General features: G+C 64.7%; 16 protein-coding genes. 5 read left to right on the forward strand and 11 right to left on the reverse strand.

What is annotated here, in order from left to right:
- Positions 1-475 precede the first annotated feature (475 nt).
- Positions 476-673, reverse strand: coding sequence for a hypothetical protein (locus tag AC1DE1_RS16850; protein WP_477176608.1), 198 nt, complete (start codon positions 671-673; stop codon positions 476-478).
- A gap of 115 nt (positions 674-788) precedes the next feature.
- Positions 789-986, reverse strand: coding sequence for a rubredoxin (locus tag AC1DE1_RS16855; protein WP_046973142.1), 198 nt, complete (start codon positions 984-986; stop codon positions 789-791).
- Between the two features lie 94 nt (positions 987-1,080).
- Here AC1DE1_RS16855 and thiE point away from each other — a divergent pair, with 94 nt between their 5' ends.
- Together thiE and hemL are read left to right on the forward strand one after the other, a co-directional pair.
- A complete protein-coding gene (gene thiE, locus AC1DE1_RS16860) occupies positions 1,081-1,704 on the forward strand; it encodes a thiamine phosphate synthase (protein ID WP_441604767.1) in 624 nt (207 codons plus the stop codon).
- A gap of 10 nt (positions 1,705-1,714) precedes the next feature.
- On the forward strand, positions 1,715-3,001 hold the full coding sequence (gene hemL / locus AC1DE1_RS16865) for a glutamate-1-semialdehyde 2,1-aminomutase (protein WP_477176609.1): 1,287 nt from the start codon (positions 1,715-1,717) through the stop codon (positions 2,999-3,001).
- 51 nt (positions 3,002-3,052) lie between these two features.
- Here hemL and AC1DE1_RS16870 read toward each other — a convergent pair whose 3' ends face one another.
- From AC1DE1_RS16870 to AC1DE1_RS16905, 8 genes are all read right to left on the reverse strand, one after another.
- On the reverse strand, positions 3,053-4,288 hold the full coding sequence (locus AC1DE1_RS16870) for an acetylornithine transaminase (protein ID WP_477176610.1): 1,236 nt from the start codon (positions 4,286-4,288) through the stop codon (positions 3,053-3,055).
- An 852-nt stretch (positions 4,289-5,140) separates the two neighbouring features.
- Positions 5,141-6,481 carry a sigma-54 dependent transcriptional regulator gene (locus AC1DE1_RS16875; RefSeq protein ID WP_441604770.1) on the reverse strand — a complete coding sequence of 447 codons (1,341 nt, stop codon included), beginning with the start codon at positions 6,479-6,481 and terminating at the stop codon, positions 5,141-5,143.
- A gap of 296 nt (positions 6,482-6,777) precedes the next feature.
- Positions 6,778-7,197, reverse strand: a complete 420-nt coding sequence (locus AC1DE1_RS16880; protein WP_441604771.1) for a VOC family protein — start codon at positions 7,195-7,197, stop codon at positions 6,778-6,780.
- A complete protein-coding gene (locus AC1DE1_RS16885; protein ID WP_441604772.1) occupies positions 7,194-7,649 on the reverse strand; it encodes an HIT family protein in 456 nt (151 codons plus the stop codon). The genes AC1DE1_RS16880 and AC1DE1_RS16885 overlap by 4 nt, the downstream gene beginning before the upstream one ends.
- Positions 7,650-7,654: 5 nt before the next feature.
- Positions 7,655-8,473: an SDR family oxidoreductase gene (locus AC1DE1_RS16890; RefSeq protein ID WP_477176611.1), complete on the reverse strand. Its 819-nt coding sequence runs from the start codon at positions 8,471-8,473 to the stop codon at positions 7,655-7,657.
- 68 nt (positions 8,474-8,541) lie between these two features.
- Positions 8,542-9,144: an LON peptidase substrate-binding domain-containing protein gene (locus AC1DE1_RS16895; RefSeq protein WP_441604774.1), complete on the reverse strand. Its 603-nt coding sequence runs from the start codon at positions 9,142-9,144 to the stop codon at positions 8,542-8,544.
- A gap of 134 nt (positions 9,145-9,278) precedes the next feature.
- Positions 9,279-10,634: a UDP-N-acetylmuramate:L-alanyl-gamma-D-glutamyl-meso-diaminopimelate ligase gene (gene mpl / locus AC1DE1_RS16900; protein WP_477176612.1), complete on the reverse strand. Its 1,356-nt coding sequence runs from the start codon at positions 10,632-10,634 to the stop codon at positions 9,279-9,281.
- Positions 10,635-10,713: 79 nt separating this feature from the next.
- Positions 10,714-11,298 (reverse strand): adenylate kinase, encoded by a 585-nt coding sequence (locus tag AC1DE1_RS16905; RefSeq protein ID WP_046973153.1) that lies wholly within the window; start codon positions 11,296-11,298, stop codon positions 10,714-10,716.
- Positions 11,299-11,519: 221 nt separating this feature from the next.
- Here AC1DE1_RS16905 and AC1DE1_RS16910 point away from each other — a divergent pair, with 221 nt between their 5' ends.
- Both AC1DE1_RS16910 and AC1DE1_RS16915 read left to right on the forward strand, forming a co-directional pair.
- Entirely contained in the window at positions 11,520-11,948 is a 429-nt protein-coding gene (locus AC1DE1_RS16910) for a VOC family protein (RefSeq protein WP_477176613.1), read from the forward strand.
- Positions 11,949-11,954: 6 nt separating this feature from the next.
- Positions 11,955-13,223, forward strand: coding sequence for a 6-phosphofructokinase (locus tag AC1DE1_RS16915; RefSeq protein WP_477176614.1), 1,269 nt, complete (start codon positions 11,955-11,957; stop codon positions 13,221-13,223).
- A 3-nt stretch (positions 13,224-13,226) separates the two neighbouring features.
- On the opposite strand, the gene AC1DE1_RS16920 is transcribed toward AC1DE1_RS16915, so the two are convergent.
- Positions 13,227-13,994: an alpha/beta hydrolase gene (locus AC1DE1_RS16920; protein WP_477176615.1), complete on the reverse strand. Its 768-nt coding sequence runs from the start codon at positions 13,992-13,994 to the stop codon at positions 13,227-13,229.
- Positions 13,995-14,166: 172 nt separating this feature from the next.
- Here AC1DE1_RS16920 and AC1DE1_RS16925 point away from each other — a divergent pair, with 172 nt between their 5' ends.
- The gene (locus tag AC1DE1_RS16925) at positions 14,167-14,574 is read left to right on the forward strand and encodes an RcnB family protein (protein WP_441604779.1); all 408 of its coding nucleotides are present in this window, start codon (positions 14,167-14,169) and stop codon (positions 14,572-14,574) included.
- Positions 14,575-14,595: the final 21 nt, after the last annotated feature.

The following is a 14,595-nucleotide window of genomic DNA, read 5'->3' on the forward strand; positions in this document are numbered from 1 at the left end:
TTCTGAAGCGTTGTTCCTAACCATAAACGTCAAGCTTTTGAATTGACTCTTAGGTTAGACGCTTGCATATATTGGACATTCAATCGTCCGTCGCAAGACGCCCACACAAGTCACCTGCGCACACTGTCAAAGATCTCAATCACTTGCAGCACGTTGCCGTTTCTGCGTTGGAACATTTCGTTCCGAGTGAGCCGCTCATCTTACATCATCTTTCCGGTCCGTCAACACCTCAGCGTGAATCTTTTTTGCTGTGGGTTTTCAGTGGAACCCCGTTGAAGAGCGAGTCGTCCGGGGAGGAGCGAAACTATAGCGTCCCTCCACAGGGTTGGGAAGGGGTCTATACGAATTTTTTTCATGTTCGTGACAGGACGCGACGCACGACGCGCGGATACGCCGGCCTTGCAGTGGCAAGACCGGCGCTATTTCATGGCGCTCTGGCAGTGATTCCGTGCCCGCGGAGAACTGGAAGGGCTATTTACGCCTCGCTGCCCTTGGCTGCGGATGAGATCGGCGTAAGTGCCACGGGTGCATTGGCCGCCACGGGCGTGGCGCCGTCTCCGTTGGCCGCCAGGTCATGCCGGCAGGGCACGCCGACGTGATAGGGGATGAGGGACTCCAGACTCAGCCTTTCCAGGATGTCCCACTCGTCTTCGAACGGAATGAATTGCTGCATGGTGCTGCTCCTGCCGGGGTTGCGCGGTTTTGCCGGCGCGCAGGAGCATTAAAGCAAACGGCCCGGTCCGTACGATGACGGATTCGGGCCGTTTGAGGGCAATGCGTGGAGCGATTCAGTCGATTTCGATCATCTCGAAGTCTTCCTTGGTCGCGCCGCAGTCCGGGCAGGTCCAGGTATCGGGAACGTCGGCCCAACGCGTACCGGGCTCGATGCCCTCGTCGGGCACGCCCAGCGCCTCGTCATAGATGAAGCCGCAAACGACACACATCCATTTGCGCAGGGTGCCGGTTTCGTTGGTGCTCTGATTCATCGTCAATGGCTTGCTATGGAGAATAAGTAGGTCATTCTCGCAACTCCCCCGCCGATGCGAAAGCGTATGGCGCAGCTCTCCAGGATCGATTGGCATGCGTGAAAAACTCCAGGGCCGTGGCCTTTATGTGATTACCGATGGCCCGCGCCCCGACTTGTTCCAGGCGGTGGCGCAGGCCCTGGCCGGCGGCGCCCGGCTGCTGCAATACCGCGACAAGACGCGCGATGACGCGCGCCGGCTCACCGAAGCCCGCGCCATCCGCGCCCTGTGCGCCGCCCGTCAGGTACCCCTGATCATCAACGATGACGTGGCCTTAGCCCACGCAGCAGGCGCCGCGGGGGTGCACCTGGGTGAGGAGGACGGCGATGTGGCCGCGGCTCGCGCCGTGCTGGGTGAAGACGCCATCATCGGCGTGTCCTGCTACGACTCGCTGGCACGAGCGCGCGAGCTCGCCGCCGCGGGCGCCGACTACATCGCCTTTGGCGCCTTTTTTCCGTCGCCCACAAAGCCGCATGCACGCAGGGCTTCCTTCGACCTGCTGCGACAGAGCGCCGCGCTCGGCGTGCCGCGAGTGGCGATCGGCGGCATCACGCCAGACAATGCGCAGTCGCTGATTGACGCCGGCGCCGACTATCTCGCCGTGATTTCAGCGGTTTTCGGCGATCCCGACGTGCGCGGCGCCGCTGCGCGATTCGCCCAACTCTTCACTACGCCTTGAGACACCCACGATGACCACCAACCACGAACTCTTCCAACGCGCGCAGCAGCTGATGCCTGGCGGCGTGAACTCGCCGGTGCGCGCTTTCAAGTCGGTGGGCGGCGAGCCGTTCTTCACGGCGCGTGCGGATGGCCCGTATCTGTGGGACGTCGAAGGTAAGCGCTATATCGACTACGTGGGCTCGTGGGGCCCGATGATCGTGGGCCATAACCACCCGCATGTGCGTGAGGCGGTGGAACGCGCGGTGAAGAACGGCCTGTCGTACGGCACGCCCTGCCCCGCCGAAGTCACCATGGCGGAGACCATCACGCGCCTGATTCCGTCGATCGACATGGTGCGCATGGTCAATTCCGGCACGGAAGCGACCATGTCGGCGATCCGCCTGGCGCGCGGCGCCACCGGTCGCAACCTGATCGTGAAGTTCGAAGGCTGCTACCACGGCCATGGCGACAGCTTCCTGGTGAAGGCAGGTTCGGGCGCACTCACCTTTGGGGTGCCGACCTCGCCCGGCGTGCCCAAGGCCAATGCGGACCTCACGCTCACCCTGGCCTATAACGACCTCGATGCTGCCGTGCGCCTGTTCGACGAGCACGGCCACGATATCGCCGGCCTGATCGTCGAGCCGGTCGCCGGCAACATGAACTGCATTCCGCCCAGGGACGGCTATCTGCAGGGCCTGCGCGAGCTGTGCACGAAGCACGGCGCGCTGCTGATCTTCGACGAGGTGATGACGGGTTTCCGCGTGGCCCTGGGAGGCGCGCAGGCCTTTTACGGCGTGACGCCGGATCTCACCACCTTCGGCAAGATCATCGGCGGCGGCATGCCGGTGGGAGCCTATGGCGGTCGTCGTGACCTGATGCAGCAGATCGCGCCCTCTGGACCGATCTACCAGGCGGGCACGCTATCGGGTAATCCGGTGGCGATGGCAGCGGGTCTGGCCATGCTGGAATTGATCCAGGCGCCGGGCTTTTACGATCAGCTCGCCGCGCGCACGCGCCTGCTCACGGATGGCCTGCAGGCCGTGGCCGATGGCGAAGGGGTGGCCTTCAGCACGAATCGCGTGGGCGGCATGTTCGGCCTGTTCTTCACCCGGCAGAAGGTGGATAGCTACGCGCAGGCGACGGCGGCAGACACGGCGATGTTCAACCGCTTCTTCCACGGCATGCTGGAGCGTGGCGTCTATCTCGCGCCCTCGGCGTTCGAAGCGGGCTTTGTTTCCAGTGCCCACAGCGAGCAGGACATTGCCGATACGCTGGAAGCGGCACGTGGTGCGCTGCGCGCGGCGCGAGCAGGCTGAGGCCCTCGGCAAGCGCTCCTGAAGCCAGGAGCGCTTGTTGGGTGACGTCGCTTAGCCCGCCACGAAACTGCGTAGCGCCGCTTCGAGGCGCGCAAGGCCTTCTGCCAGATCCTCATCGCTGATATTGAGGGCGGGCACGAAACGCAGCACATCCGGACCCGCCTGCAACACGAGCAAGCCGTGGGCTGCAGCGTGATCGAGGATGGCGCCAGCCTTGCCCTTGTTCGCCTCGTTGAGCACGGCGCCAAGCATCAGGCCGCGGCCGCGAACCTCATCAAACAGCTGCAACGACGCATTGATGCGCGTCAGGCCATCACGCAAGGCCTGCGACTGGCGCGCCACGTTGGCCAGCAACGCAGGCGACGACAGCTTGCGCAGCGCTACGCGCGCCACGGCGGCCGCCAGCGGATTGCCGCCGAAGGTGGTGCCGTGGGCGCCGAACTGCATCACCTCGGCCACCTTGGGGCCGGCCAGCATGGCGCCGATGGGGAAGCCGCAACCCAGGGCCTTGGCCATGGTGACGATGTCGGGCTTGGCACCGTCCTGCACGTAGGCGAACAAGGTGCCGGTGCGGCCCATGCCGCTCTGGATCTCGTCCAGCACCAGCAGCGCCTGGTGCTGATCGCACAACTCACGCACGCGCTGGACGAAGCCGGGCGCGGCCGGCAGCACGCCGCCCTCGCCCTGCACCGGCTCGAGCATCACGGCGGCTACGTCGCCGTGGGCAAATGCCGCTTCCAGGGCCGGCACATCGTTGAAATCGAGATAGCGGAAGCCGCCGGGCAGCGGTTCGTAGCCTTCCTGGTACTTCGGCTGGGCGGTGGCCGTGACGGCCGCCAGGGTGCGTCCATGGAAGGAGCCGCGGAAGGTGATGATCACCCGCTTATCGGCCGCACGGCCCTGCGCGGCAGCCCATTTGCGCACCAGCTTGATGGCCGCTTCATTGGCTTCGGTACCGGAATTGCACAGGAACACGCGCTCGGCAAAGCCTGACGCCGACACCAGTTCCTCGGCCAGGCGCAGCGGCGGCTCAGTGTAGAAGACGTTGCTGGTGTGCCAGAGCTTGTGGGCCTGGGTGGTCAAGGCCTCGAGCAGATCGGGATCCTGATGGCCGAGCGCGTTTACAGCGATGCCGGCGCCGAAGTCGAGGTAGTCGCGGCCCTGCGTATCCCACACCCGCGCGCCCTTGCCGTGGTCCAGCACCACATCGCGCGGTCGATACACCGGCAACCAGTAGCGCTTGCCGAGGTCGATCAGGGACTGGGCGGACGGGTCTTGCGCGTGCATGTCGTACTCCGGGCATCGTCCAAGGCGACGACACCATGCTCAAAGAGGGATCGGGGATGGGGATGCGTCGCAAGCAGCGGCGCGCCTGCATCCTAAGCCCTGAGTAGCGCCTTTGCACGGCTCCGGACCCGGTGGGTGCGCATTGAACGGGAAGAAACGAGGACGCGGCAACTGAGACGCCGCCAACTTGCCCAGACCACGGCTGCGCCGGCAAAAGGTGTGACATTTCGCCTGTCCGCCGTAAAGCACCTGTTACACCTGCGCGAAACCGCTTAACTGCACGCGTTAAGCGCCTTCCGAAGGCCACATTTCAGGCTGGGGCTGTAACGCCTTTAGCACGGTTCAAAATCGTCCACTGTGCTGCAAAGGTGCTAAAACCCCCGTTTTTCAGCCATTGGCGATCGTTGGCACGGCGATTGCTCTCTTAACCCCGTACAGGCGGGAAGGGGGAAGGGCCAGCTGCGATAAACGCGCCGGACGCCGCGATAAGGATCTCGCGACGACAGGATGGCGACGCTTCTGGGTGGCCCGGGGCAAGTCGGCACGGACTTCGCAGCTGGCATTGGAAGCACCCTTTCCGCGCCTCTCAGCTTGCTGAGAGGTCGTCAAAGCATTCCGCCGCATGGCGGTGATGAGGGCGGTAACCCGGCAACCCCTGTGGCCGGGGCACCAATGGAAGCCCCCGACCCGACCCCTGCGGGTCGGGGGCCTTCCTTTTTGTCGTGGGCGGACTCGCCCATCGGGCGGCACATCGCCGCATTGGCTAGAAGGAATGCGCACGCGCCGCCCACCCCAAGGGGTGGCCAGCATGATTCTTTCCGTGGGGCGCCCTTGCGAGGCTCGGACGTACGCTTAGCGCAGCTCGTCGAGCGCGAGCTGATGCTTCTTGCACAGGCGGTAGATGGTCACGCGCGACACCTTCAGCCGACGCGCACATTCGCTCACATTGAATCGACTCTCGCGCAGGCACGCGATCACGGCATCGCGCTCGGCCGCCACGCGCGTGCTGCCCAGGCTGGAGCGCGCCGCCTGCTTGGTGAGCACGTCGGCCAGATCCAGGTCGTTGACGCTGATGAGGGCGTCTTCCGCCACCACCGCTGCACGCTGCACGCGATTGAGCAACTCTCGCACGTTGCCCGGCCAGCTGAAGTCGAGCATGGCTCGCCGCGCGCTGGCACTGAAGGCGCGCCCGCGGCTGGCATGCTGTTCGCGGAAGGCGTCGAGGAATTTCTGCGCCAACAGCACCACGTCGTCCTCGCGCTCACGCAGCGGCGGCATGCGCAGGCGCAGCACGTTGAGGCGGTAATAGAGATCTTCGCGGAAGCGGCCTTGCTCGACTGCTTTTTCCAGATCCACGTGGGTGGCGGCGAGCACGCGCACGTCCAGTTTGATCAACTGGCTGCTGCCCACGCGCTCCAGCGTGCCTTCCTGCAGGAAGCGCAACAGGCTGGTTTGTGCGTCGAGCGGTAGATCGCCCACTTCGTCGAGAAACACGGTGCCGCCCGCGGCCGTTTCGAAATGGCCGATGCGGCGGGCGTTGGCGCCGGTGAATGCCCCACGCTCATGACCAAACAGTTCGGACTGCACCAGGTTGGGCGGCAGCGCGCCGCAATTGATCGCGGCGAACGGCCGATCGGCACGCGCCGAAAGACTATGCAGGGCCCGCGCCGCAACCTCCTTGCCCGTGCCCGTTTCGCCGGTGATCAATACCGGCAGTTCAACCGGTGCGTACTTGCGCACGCTGGCCACCACGGCGCCGATGGCGGCACTGCGGCCAGTCACGCCGACGTCGCCCGGCTCAGCCGCGCGCGGCTGGTCGCCGCCCACGCGGGCAAGCGCCTCGACCAGGCGGTCGACATCCACCGGTGTGGCGAAGTATTCGATGCTCGCTTCGAGCACGCGATCGATCAGCGGCTCGTGCACCGACATGGCCGGTGGTATGAGCGCCACCCACGGCAGCCAGGGGTGATCAGCCATGAGCTGAGCCATGGCCTGGGCGGAAGCAGGATCGCCGTGCCTAAGGTCGGCCAGCGCCACCACCGTATCGTTGTTTCGCATGCCGACGCCGCCCTGAGTACCGGCATCGGCGACGCGGATGATCCATCCCGCATTGGCCAACCCTGCCCGCTCTTCGCCGGCCGGTTGACCAAACCAGACGACGCATCGCCTGGCCTCCTCCCTCATTACAGCCATGGTTCCCTCCCCCAACCCCTCTAGGGGTCACAGGTTTCGGCCGGTCGTTGCCATGTCCTATGGCTACCCCCCGGTTACCACGCCCGTCGCGCCAAGCTAACCCGCGACCGCTACAAAAATGTGATATGGGTCACACAATATACAACTCTACGCCTCACAGTCACCCTACCAATGGCGCAAAACCGTCGGACGTAAGCCGGAGGCAGGCAGTTGGGCTAGCACCTATGGCCTAGAGTCCTTGGACCCACGCCGAAGGCCCGCCAGGGCCTCCAGCAAGCCACGCGACAGCCAGCGCCCTACCAGACGCCCGTATTGGGCATCGATGCCCACGGCTCCTGCGGCGGCAGATGCCCGTCCTGCAGCAGTTCCACCGAAATCAGGTCCGGCGAGCGTACGAAAGCCATGTGTCCATCGCGTGGCGGCCGATGAATGGTGTAGCCCATCGATTGCAGGTGCGCGCAGGTCTGGTAGATATCGTCCACGCGGAACGCCAGATGGCCGAAATTGCGTGCGCTGCCATAGTCCTCGCTCGAGCCCCAGTTGTAGGTCAGCTCGATTTCCGCCTCCGGCGAATCGGCTGCGGCCAGAAAGACCAGGGTGAACTTGCCCGCGATGTTTTCGCTGCGACGTGTTTCCTTCAGCCCGAGTCCATCGCAGAAGAAACGCAGGCTTGCGTCGATGTCGCGCACGCGGATCATGGTGTGCAGGTATTTCATGCAGAACTCCGTGGCGTGGGGACGCCGCCATCGTGGGGAAGCACTAGTCGAATCCGCTGCGCCAGATCATCCAGCACGTCGCGTGTCGACGGTGTCGGCACGCCGTGCGGATAGACGCGAAACAAGCCATCGGCCACGCGACGCGGATGCACGTGCAGATGGAAGTGCGGCACTTCCTGCCCGCCGGCCGCGCCATTGGATTGCCACAGATTGAGCCCGGGCGAATGAAACACTTCGCGCAAGGCATGCGCCACGCGCACACCCAGTTGCATCACTTCGCCGGCGAGCGCGGCATCGATGGCGTAGATGTCCTGCACATGCGCCTTGGGCACCACCAACACATGACCGGGCATCGCTTGCCGAAGATCGAGAAAGGCCAGCGCGTTGTCCGTCTGCGCCACTACGCTGGCGGCGCCTCGACCAGCGACGATCTCGCAGAACGGGCAGGACACGACGCTCAATCCAGAAACAGATCGGGCAGCAGCGACTGCGAGGGATCGACCGCGTACTGCGCGAAGTCGGTGACACCCGCCTCGCGCAGCACCTCTTCATCGATAAGAAATTTGCCTGCGAATCCCTTGGCCGGTCGCGTGAGCACGGCATGCGCGGCATCGGCCACGATGCTCGGCTTGCGGCAGCGCTCCAGCGGCACACCCGGAATCATGTTGAGCGCATCGGTGGCAATGATGGTGCGCGGCCACAGTGCATTCACTGCCACGCCCTTGCTGCCAAGCTCGCCGGCCAGCCCCAGCGTCACGAAGCTCATGCCCATCTTGGCGAGCGTGTAACCGGTGTGCGGTGCCCACCACTTCGGATCGAGCGACGGCGGCGGCGCCAGCGTGAGGATGTGTGGATTGTCGGACTTGAGCAGATGCGGGAGGCACACCTGCGCGCAAAGGAAACTGCCGCGCGCATTCACCTGCTGCATCAGGTCGAAGCGTTTCATCGGCGTATCTGCCACGCCGGCCAGCCAGATCGCGCTGGCGTTGTTGACCAGGATATCGATGCCGCCGAAGCGCTCGACGGTGGCGGCCACGGCGGCCTTCACTTCGTCTTCTTCGCGGATATCGCACTTGATCGGCAAGGCTTTGCCGCCGGCCGCTTCAATCTCTTCCGCGGCGCTGAAGATCGTGCCGGGCAGTCGCGGATTGGGCACGTTGCTCTTGGCGGCAATGGCGATGTGGGCGCCGTCGCGCGCGGCGCGCAGCGCAATGGCCAGTCCGATGCCGCGCGAGGCGCCAGTGATGAAGAGGGTCTTGCCGGCCAGACTGCTCATGGAGGGTCACCTCATTTGTGAATGGACGAGTGTAGAAGCGCCTCATGCAGGCGCAAAGTGCAACGCGTTCACGCTCGCTGGAAACGCGGGAGGATGTCGCGCAATTCGCCCAGTCGTCGTACGGGATCAGTCAGTTCAAGCAGGCGCTGCTGTTCGTCGGTCTGCAACGGCAGCAGTTCCGCCAGGCGAAAGCCAAGCCAGCTGGCGTCCTCGTAGAGATGCTTGGGGGCGTGGCGCCATTGCGGCGCCAGGTTCTCGATCAAGCGCTCGAGGATCGATTGCAGCAACGTCAATTCCACCGGTACTTCTTGTGCAGGCTCCGCGGCCCATGGTTCGACGTCGCCGCGAACCAGTCCATCCGAACGCACCCGCGTACGCAGCACGCGGAATCGCTCGCCGCCTTCGGCCAGGATGCCCAGCAGGCCATCTTCGCGATTATGGAAATCAACAATGCGAGCAAGTGTGCCGACGGCGGCGGGCAAGGCGGGGGCGCCGGCCTCCCGTCCATCAAGAATCAGACACACGCCGAACGAGCTGCCGGTGCGTGCGCACTCGCGAATCATGTCCAGATAGCGGGGCTCGAAAATGCGCAGTGACAGCTGTCCACCGGGATACAGCACGGTGCTCAGCGGGAATAGCGGGAGATCGATCGATGGAGTCTTGGCAGCCATGCGATGAGTTTAACCGCGGGCTTGCGTTGTAGGAGCGCACCTTGTGCGCGACCGAAAAATCGGTTTGCTATCGCGAGGCCAGTCGCGCACAGGGTGCGCTCCCACCAGGGAGGGGAGCGGCAGCCCGGGGCGCGTTACGAGGTGAGCGATTCGGCGAAACGGCGCGGTGCGCCTTCGAAGCCGCCGTTGGACATGAAGACCACGTGATCGCCTGCGCGCACTTGGTTGCGCAAGGTGTCGATCAACGCATCCACGGTCGGCACGGCGCTGCCGCGGCCGTTCAAGGCGGCGGTCACGCGGCCGGCATCCCAGGCCAGTTCCGGGCGATGCAGGAAGACCACCGCATCGGCATCGGCCAGCGATGGCGCCAGTGCTTCGGCATGCGCACCCAGGCGCATGGAATTGGAACGCGGCTCCAGCGCCACGACGATGCGCGCCTTGCCCACTTTGGCGCGCAAGCCGGCAAGCGTGGTCGCGATGGCCGTAGGGTGATGCGCGAAATCGTCGTAGACGCGCACGCCATGCGCCTCGCCCACGACTTCCATGCGGCGCTTCACGCTCTGGAAACTCGCGAAGGCCGGCAACAAGGCCCGCGGATCAGCACCCGCGGCCGCGGCAGCCGCCAAGGCAGCCAGCGCATTCATCACGCTGTGGTTGCCGAGCAGCGGCCAATGGATTTCGCCGATCAAATCGGCGCCGTGGCGCACGCGAAAGGCTGAGCCGTCGGCCTCGATCAGCTCGGCCTGCCAGTCGCCCTGCCCGATGCCAAAGGTTTCCACCGGGGTCCAGCAGCCCATTGCCAGCACTTCGTCGAGATGCTGATCGTGCGCGTTGACGATCAGACGTCCATTGCCGGGCACGGTGCGCACCAGATGATGAAACTGGCGCTGGATCGCGGCGACGTCGGGGAAGATGTCCGCGTGGTCGTATTCGAGGTTGTTGAGGATGGCGATGCGCGGGCGGTAGTGCACGAACTTGGAGCGCTTGTCGAAGAAGGCGCTGTCGTATTCGTCCGCTTCGATCACGAAGGGCTTGCCGCCGCCCACGCGCGCCGACACGTCGAAGTTGCCGGGCACGCCGCCGATAAGGAAGCCGGGCGAGAGGCCCGCGCTTTCCAGCAGGTGCGCCAGCAGGCTGGTCGTGGTGGTCTTGCCGTGCGTGCCGGCCACGGCCAGCACTTCACGGCCTGGCAGCAGGGTCTCGCCCAGCCACTGCGGCCCGGAGATGTAGCGCAGCTGCTCGTCGAGCATGTATTCCACGGCCGGGTTGCCGCGCGTCATGGCGTTGCCTACCACCACCAGGTCGGGCGCCGGCTTGAGGTAGTCGGCGCGGTAGCCGTTCATCAGGCCAATGCCCAAGGCTTCGAGCTGGGTGCTCATGGGCGGATAGACGTTCGCGTCGGAACCTTCGACGGTGAGTCCAAGCTCGCGCGCCAGTGCGGCGACGCCGCCCATGAAGGTGCCGCAGATGCCCAGGATGTGCAGACGCATGTGTTACCTGCTCGATAGAACCCGGCCAGCCGATGCGCCAGCCCAAAAACATCGGGCCGCCTTGCGGCGGCCCGGAGCGTCAGCCGTTGGCGGCGGCCGATTCGTCAGCCAGCGCACGCTTGACGCGCGCGGTGACTTCGTTGAGCTCGCCCACGCCGTCGACCACCTGCAGCTTGCCGCGGCGGGAGAAGAAATCGGCCACGGGCGCGGTCTGCTCGGCATAGACCTTCAGGCGATCGCGCACCACCACCGGATCGTCGTCCTTGCGGTGCTCGGCGGCGAAACGGATTTCGCAGCGGCCGATGATCACTTCGTTGGGCACGTCCAGCTTCACCACAGCGTCCAGCGGCTGGCCGATCTTGGCCAGCAGATGATCGAGCGCGTCGGCCTGGGCCAGGTTGCGCGGGTAGCCGTCGAGGATGAAGCCACCGCGGACGTCGTCCTGCGAGAGGCGTTCTTCGAGCATGGCCAGCAGGATGTCGTCAGAGACGAGCTTGCCTGCGTCCATCACCGCCTTCGCCTTCAGGCCCGTCGGCGTACCCGCGGCCACCGCCGCGCGCAACATGTCGCCGGTCGAGATGTGCGGGACGCCGAGTTCCACCTTCAGACGCGCAGCCTGGGTGCCTTTGCCCGAACCGGGCGGACCGAGTAGGACGAGTCGCATAGTGCTCCAAGGTATCCGCAGGCCGCGCACGCTGCGGGACCCGGGGATGCAAGAAAATGGCGTTCAACTTAACTTCTGGCAGCGTCAACGTCAAACCGAGAAAGCGGCTCGGAAACGGCAAGTAGTTGTTGCCAAAAGAGTTAACCCTGACACGTTGTTGTCACAGGGACGCCGCGGGCGGGCCGGATTAAGCTCGCCGGGACCACTGGGAGGAAAACGCCGTGTCTGCACCCCGTATCCACATCGTCACGCTGGGCGTCAGCGACCTGGCGCGCTCGCGCCGTTTCTACGAGGCCTGGGGCTGGAAGGCCTCCTCGGCCAGCAATGACAACATCGTCTTCCTCAAGGGCGGCGCCGGTGTGCTGGCGCTTTACGGGCGCGATGCGCTGGCCGAAGACGCGCTCACCGAAGACCTGCCCACGGGCTTTGCCGCCGTCACGCTGGCGCGCAACGCGAGCTCCAAGGACGAAGTGGACGCCTGGTTCGCCACGGCGCTGGCCGCCGGCGCACGCGAATTGAAGACACCGCAGGAGGCATTCTGGGGCGGCTACTCGGGCTACCTCGCCGATCCCGATGGCCATTTATGGGAATTCGCGTTCAACCCGTACTTCGTGTTTGATGGCCAGGGCAACCTCGCCTTACCGGATTGAGATCTCATGACGACAAAAGCCAAGCCCAGCGGTCGCCTGCTCTACGCCCAGTCCGGCGGCGTCACTGCCGTCATCAACGCCACCGCCGCGGGCGTGATCGAGGCGGCGCGTGCCAAAGGCGTGCCCGTGTACGCGGGGCATAACGGCATTCTCGGCGCCTTGCGCGAGGAGTTGATCGACACCTCCAAGGAAACCAAGGCCGCCATCGCAGCACTGCGCCATACGCCCGGTGGCGCCTTCGGCTCCTGCCGCTACAAGCTCAAATCGCTGGAGACGAATCGCGCCGAATACGAGCGGCTCATCGACGTATTCCGCGCGCACGACATCCGCTGGTTCCTTTACAACGGCGGCAACGACTCGGCCGATACCGCGCTGAAGATCTCGCAACTCGGCAAGGCGATGAATTACGACATCCGCTGCATCGGCGTGCCCAAGACGGTGGACAACGACCTGGCCGTCACCGACTGCTGTCCCGGCTTTGGCTCGGTGGCGAAATACATCGCCGTGTCCACGCTGGAGGCGAGCCTTGACGTGGCCTCGATGGCGGACACCTCGACCAAAGTATTTATCCTCGAAGTGATGGGCCGCCACGCCGGCTGGATTGCCGCTGCCGCAGGCCTGGCAGGCGAAGGCGCGGATGCGCCGCCGCACATCATCCTGTTTCCGGAACGCGCGTTCGACGAAGCCGCGTTCCTCGCCAAGGTAAAGGCCACGGTGGAACGCGTGGGCTGGTGCACGGTCGTCGCGTCGGAAGGCTTGCTCAACGCCGAGGGCCAGTTTCTCGCCGAGGCAGGCACACGCGATGCGTTTGGCCACAGCCAGCTCGGCGGCGTGGCACCGGTGCTTGCCGCGCTGGTGAAGGAAAAACTCGGCTACAAATACCACTGGGCACTGCCTGATTACCTGCAGCGTTCGGCGCGTCATCTAGCCTCCAAGACCGATGCCGATCAGGCCTACGCCGTGGGCAAGGCCGCCGTCGAATACGCCCTGGCCGGCATGAATGCCGTGATGCCGGTAATCGTGCGCAGCAGCGATGCGCCTTATCGCTGGAAGATCGAACCGGCGCCGCTGACCAAGATCGCCAATCGCGAGAAGAAAATGCCGGCGAGCTTCATCACGCGCGACGGCTTTGGCATCACGGCCGCCGCACGTCGTTACCTTGGCCCGCTGATCCAGGGCGAAGCGCCTCCCCCGTATGGCAAGAACGGATTACCGCAGTACGCGACGCTCAAGAACACCATGGTGGCGCGCAAGCTCGAACCGTTCGGGCGCTGAGCCTTATTTCAGGAAGCGCTCCAGGCTCACGCGATAGTCCGCGTGATCCTGGACCGTGTTGTGGCCGGCATCGGCGATCACCTGCACCATGGGCGCCTGCTTGAATGCCTTCAGCAAGGCCAGGGTGCGTTCGGCGGGAATGATTTCATCATCTTCGGCACGTATCACCAGTACCGGACAGTGGATGTCGTTGACGTACTGCCAGGATTCGTAGCGATCACGCATCAGCGCGTTCACCGGCAGCCAGCTGAAGTAACCCGCTGCCACGCGCACCAGACTGTCGAATGGCGTGACCAGCACCAAGCGCTCCACCGGCCGACGCGCTGCAAGTTGCACGGCCACGCCGCTGCCCAGACTGCGTCCGATCACGGCAAGGCTCGCGTGCTCGCGCGCCACATGGTCGAACAAGGCCAGCGCATCGCTGACCAGGGCCTGCTCGGTGGGCTTTCCCGCGCTCGCCGCATAACTGCGATAGGGCAGCAGATAGATCGTGCGATCCGGAAACCATAGAGCCAGTTCATTGCGGGCATCCTCGATGCGCTCGCCGTTGCCGCCGAAATAGATCAAGGCCTTTGCACGCCCTGGGTTCATAACCCATCCGCGCAGCCTGACACCCTCGTTGACCAATTCGAAATCCGGTGGCTGCTGCACGCGCCAGCTCGCCTCCGGGTGATAGATCTGCTGCCGCTGCCCCAGGAACATGGCCAGACAGATGCCGCCGTACAACACGACGGCCAGCGCCACGAACACCAGCATTACTCGCAGGAACATCACGGTGTCTCCGGGCGGATTCTGTACGGCGATTCAGATCGATAAGCGCAGGCTGAAAGCTTGCACGACGCTTTCAAAAAAGCACGCTCGGCGTTCAGACGCAGATTTTTACGATGATTCTGCCCGATCGATCCAGCGCCCGTGGCGTTGGCGGGCATCCCAGGAGGATGCGATGAAGACCCTTTCCCGTGCACTAGTGGCCCTGGCCCTGCTTGCCGGCAGCGGCGCGGTGCTGGCCGACCCCTGGCACGACCACGATCGGGGACATGGCCATGATGATCGACATGATCGCGGCGATCGCTACGACAACCACGGCGGCCGCCATGATCGCGACGGCTGGCACGATCGCGACCGTCACGACGGCTGGAATCGTCGCTACTACAGCGACCGCGGCTATTACGGCCGCCCGCATCGCTGGGAACGCGGCTACCGCTACGACGGTCCGATGTACATCGTCAACGACTATCGCGGCTACCAGCTCGCCCCGCCGCCCTACGGCTATCGCTGGGTGCGCAACGATGGCAACTTCCTGCTGGTCTCCATCGGCGACAGCATGATCCTGGACCTGGTCATTCGCTGACGCGCATCGGTTCAACCGCCA

It is taken from the genome of Dyella sp. 05T440 (assembly GCF_056395965.1).

Bases quoted from the DNA above. Each gene is read 5' to 3' on its own strand.
- hemL (WP_477176609.1), top strand. From the start codon at position 1,715: ATGACCACCAACCACGAACTCTTCCAACGCGCGCAGCAGCTGATGCCT.
- AC1DE1_RS16895 (WP_441604774.1), bottom strand. From the start codon at position 9,144: ATGGCTGCCAAGACTCCATCGATCGATCTCCCGCTATTCCCGCTGAGC.
- AC1DE1_RS16905 (WP_046973153.1), bottom strand. From the start codon at position 11,298: ATGCGACTCGTCCTACTCGGTCCGCCCGGTTCGGGCAAAGGCACCCAG.
- AC1DE1_RS16870 (WP_477176610.1), bottom strand. From the start codon at position 4,288: ATGCACGCGCAAGACCCGTCCGCCCAGTCCCTGATCGACCTCGGCAAG.
- AC1DE1_RS16920 (WP_477176615.1), bottom strand. From the start codon at position 13,994: ATGTTCCTGCGAGTAATGCTGGTGTTCGTGGCGCTGGCCGTCGTGTTG.
- AC1DE1_RS16915 (WP_477176614.1), top strand. From the start codon at position 11,955: ATGACGACAAAAGCCAAGCCCAGCGGTCGCCTGCTCTACGCCCAGTCC.
- AC1DE1_RS16875 (WP_441604770.1), bottom strand. From the start codon at position 6,481: ATGGCTGTAATGAGGGAGGAGGCCAGGCGATGCGTCGTCTGGTTTGGT.
- AC1DE1_RS16850 (WP_477176608.1), bottom strand. From the start codon at position 673: ATGCAGCAATTCATTCCGTTCGAAGACGAGTGGGACATCCTGGAAAGG.
- mpl (WP_477176612.1), bottom strand. From the start codon at position 10,634: ATGCGTCTGCACATCCTGGGCATCTGCGGCACCTTCATGGGCGGCGTC.
- AC1DE1_RS16925 (WP_441604779.1), top strand. From the start codon at position 14,167: ATGAAGACCCTTTCCCGTGCACTAGTGGCCCTGGCCCTGCTTGCCGGC.
- AC1DE1_RS16890 (WP_477176611.1), bottom strand. From the start codon at position 8,473: ATGAGCAGTCTGGCCGGCAAGACCCTCTTCATCACTGGCGCCTCGCGC.
- AC1DE1_RS16855 (WP_046973142.1), bottom strand. From the start codon at position 986: ATGAATCAGAGCACCAACGAAACCGGCACCCTGCGCAAATGGATGTGT.
- AC1DE1_RS16880 (WP_441604771.1), bottom strand. From the start codon at position 7,197: ATGAAATACCTGCACACCATGATCCGCGTGCGCGACATCGACGCAAGC.
- thiE (WP_441604767.1), top strand. From the start codon at position 1,081: ATGCGTGAAAAACTCCAGGGCCGTGGCCTTTATGTGATTACCGATGGC.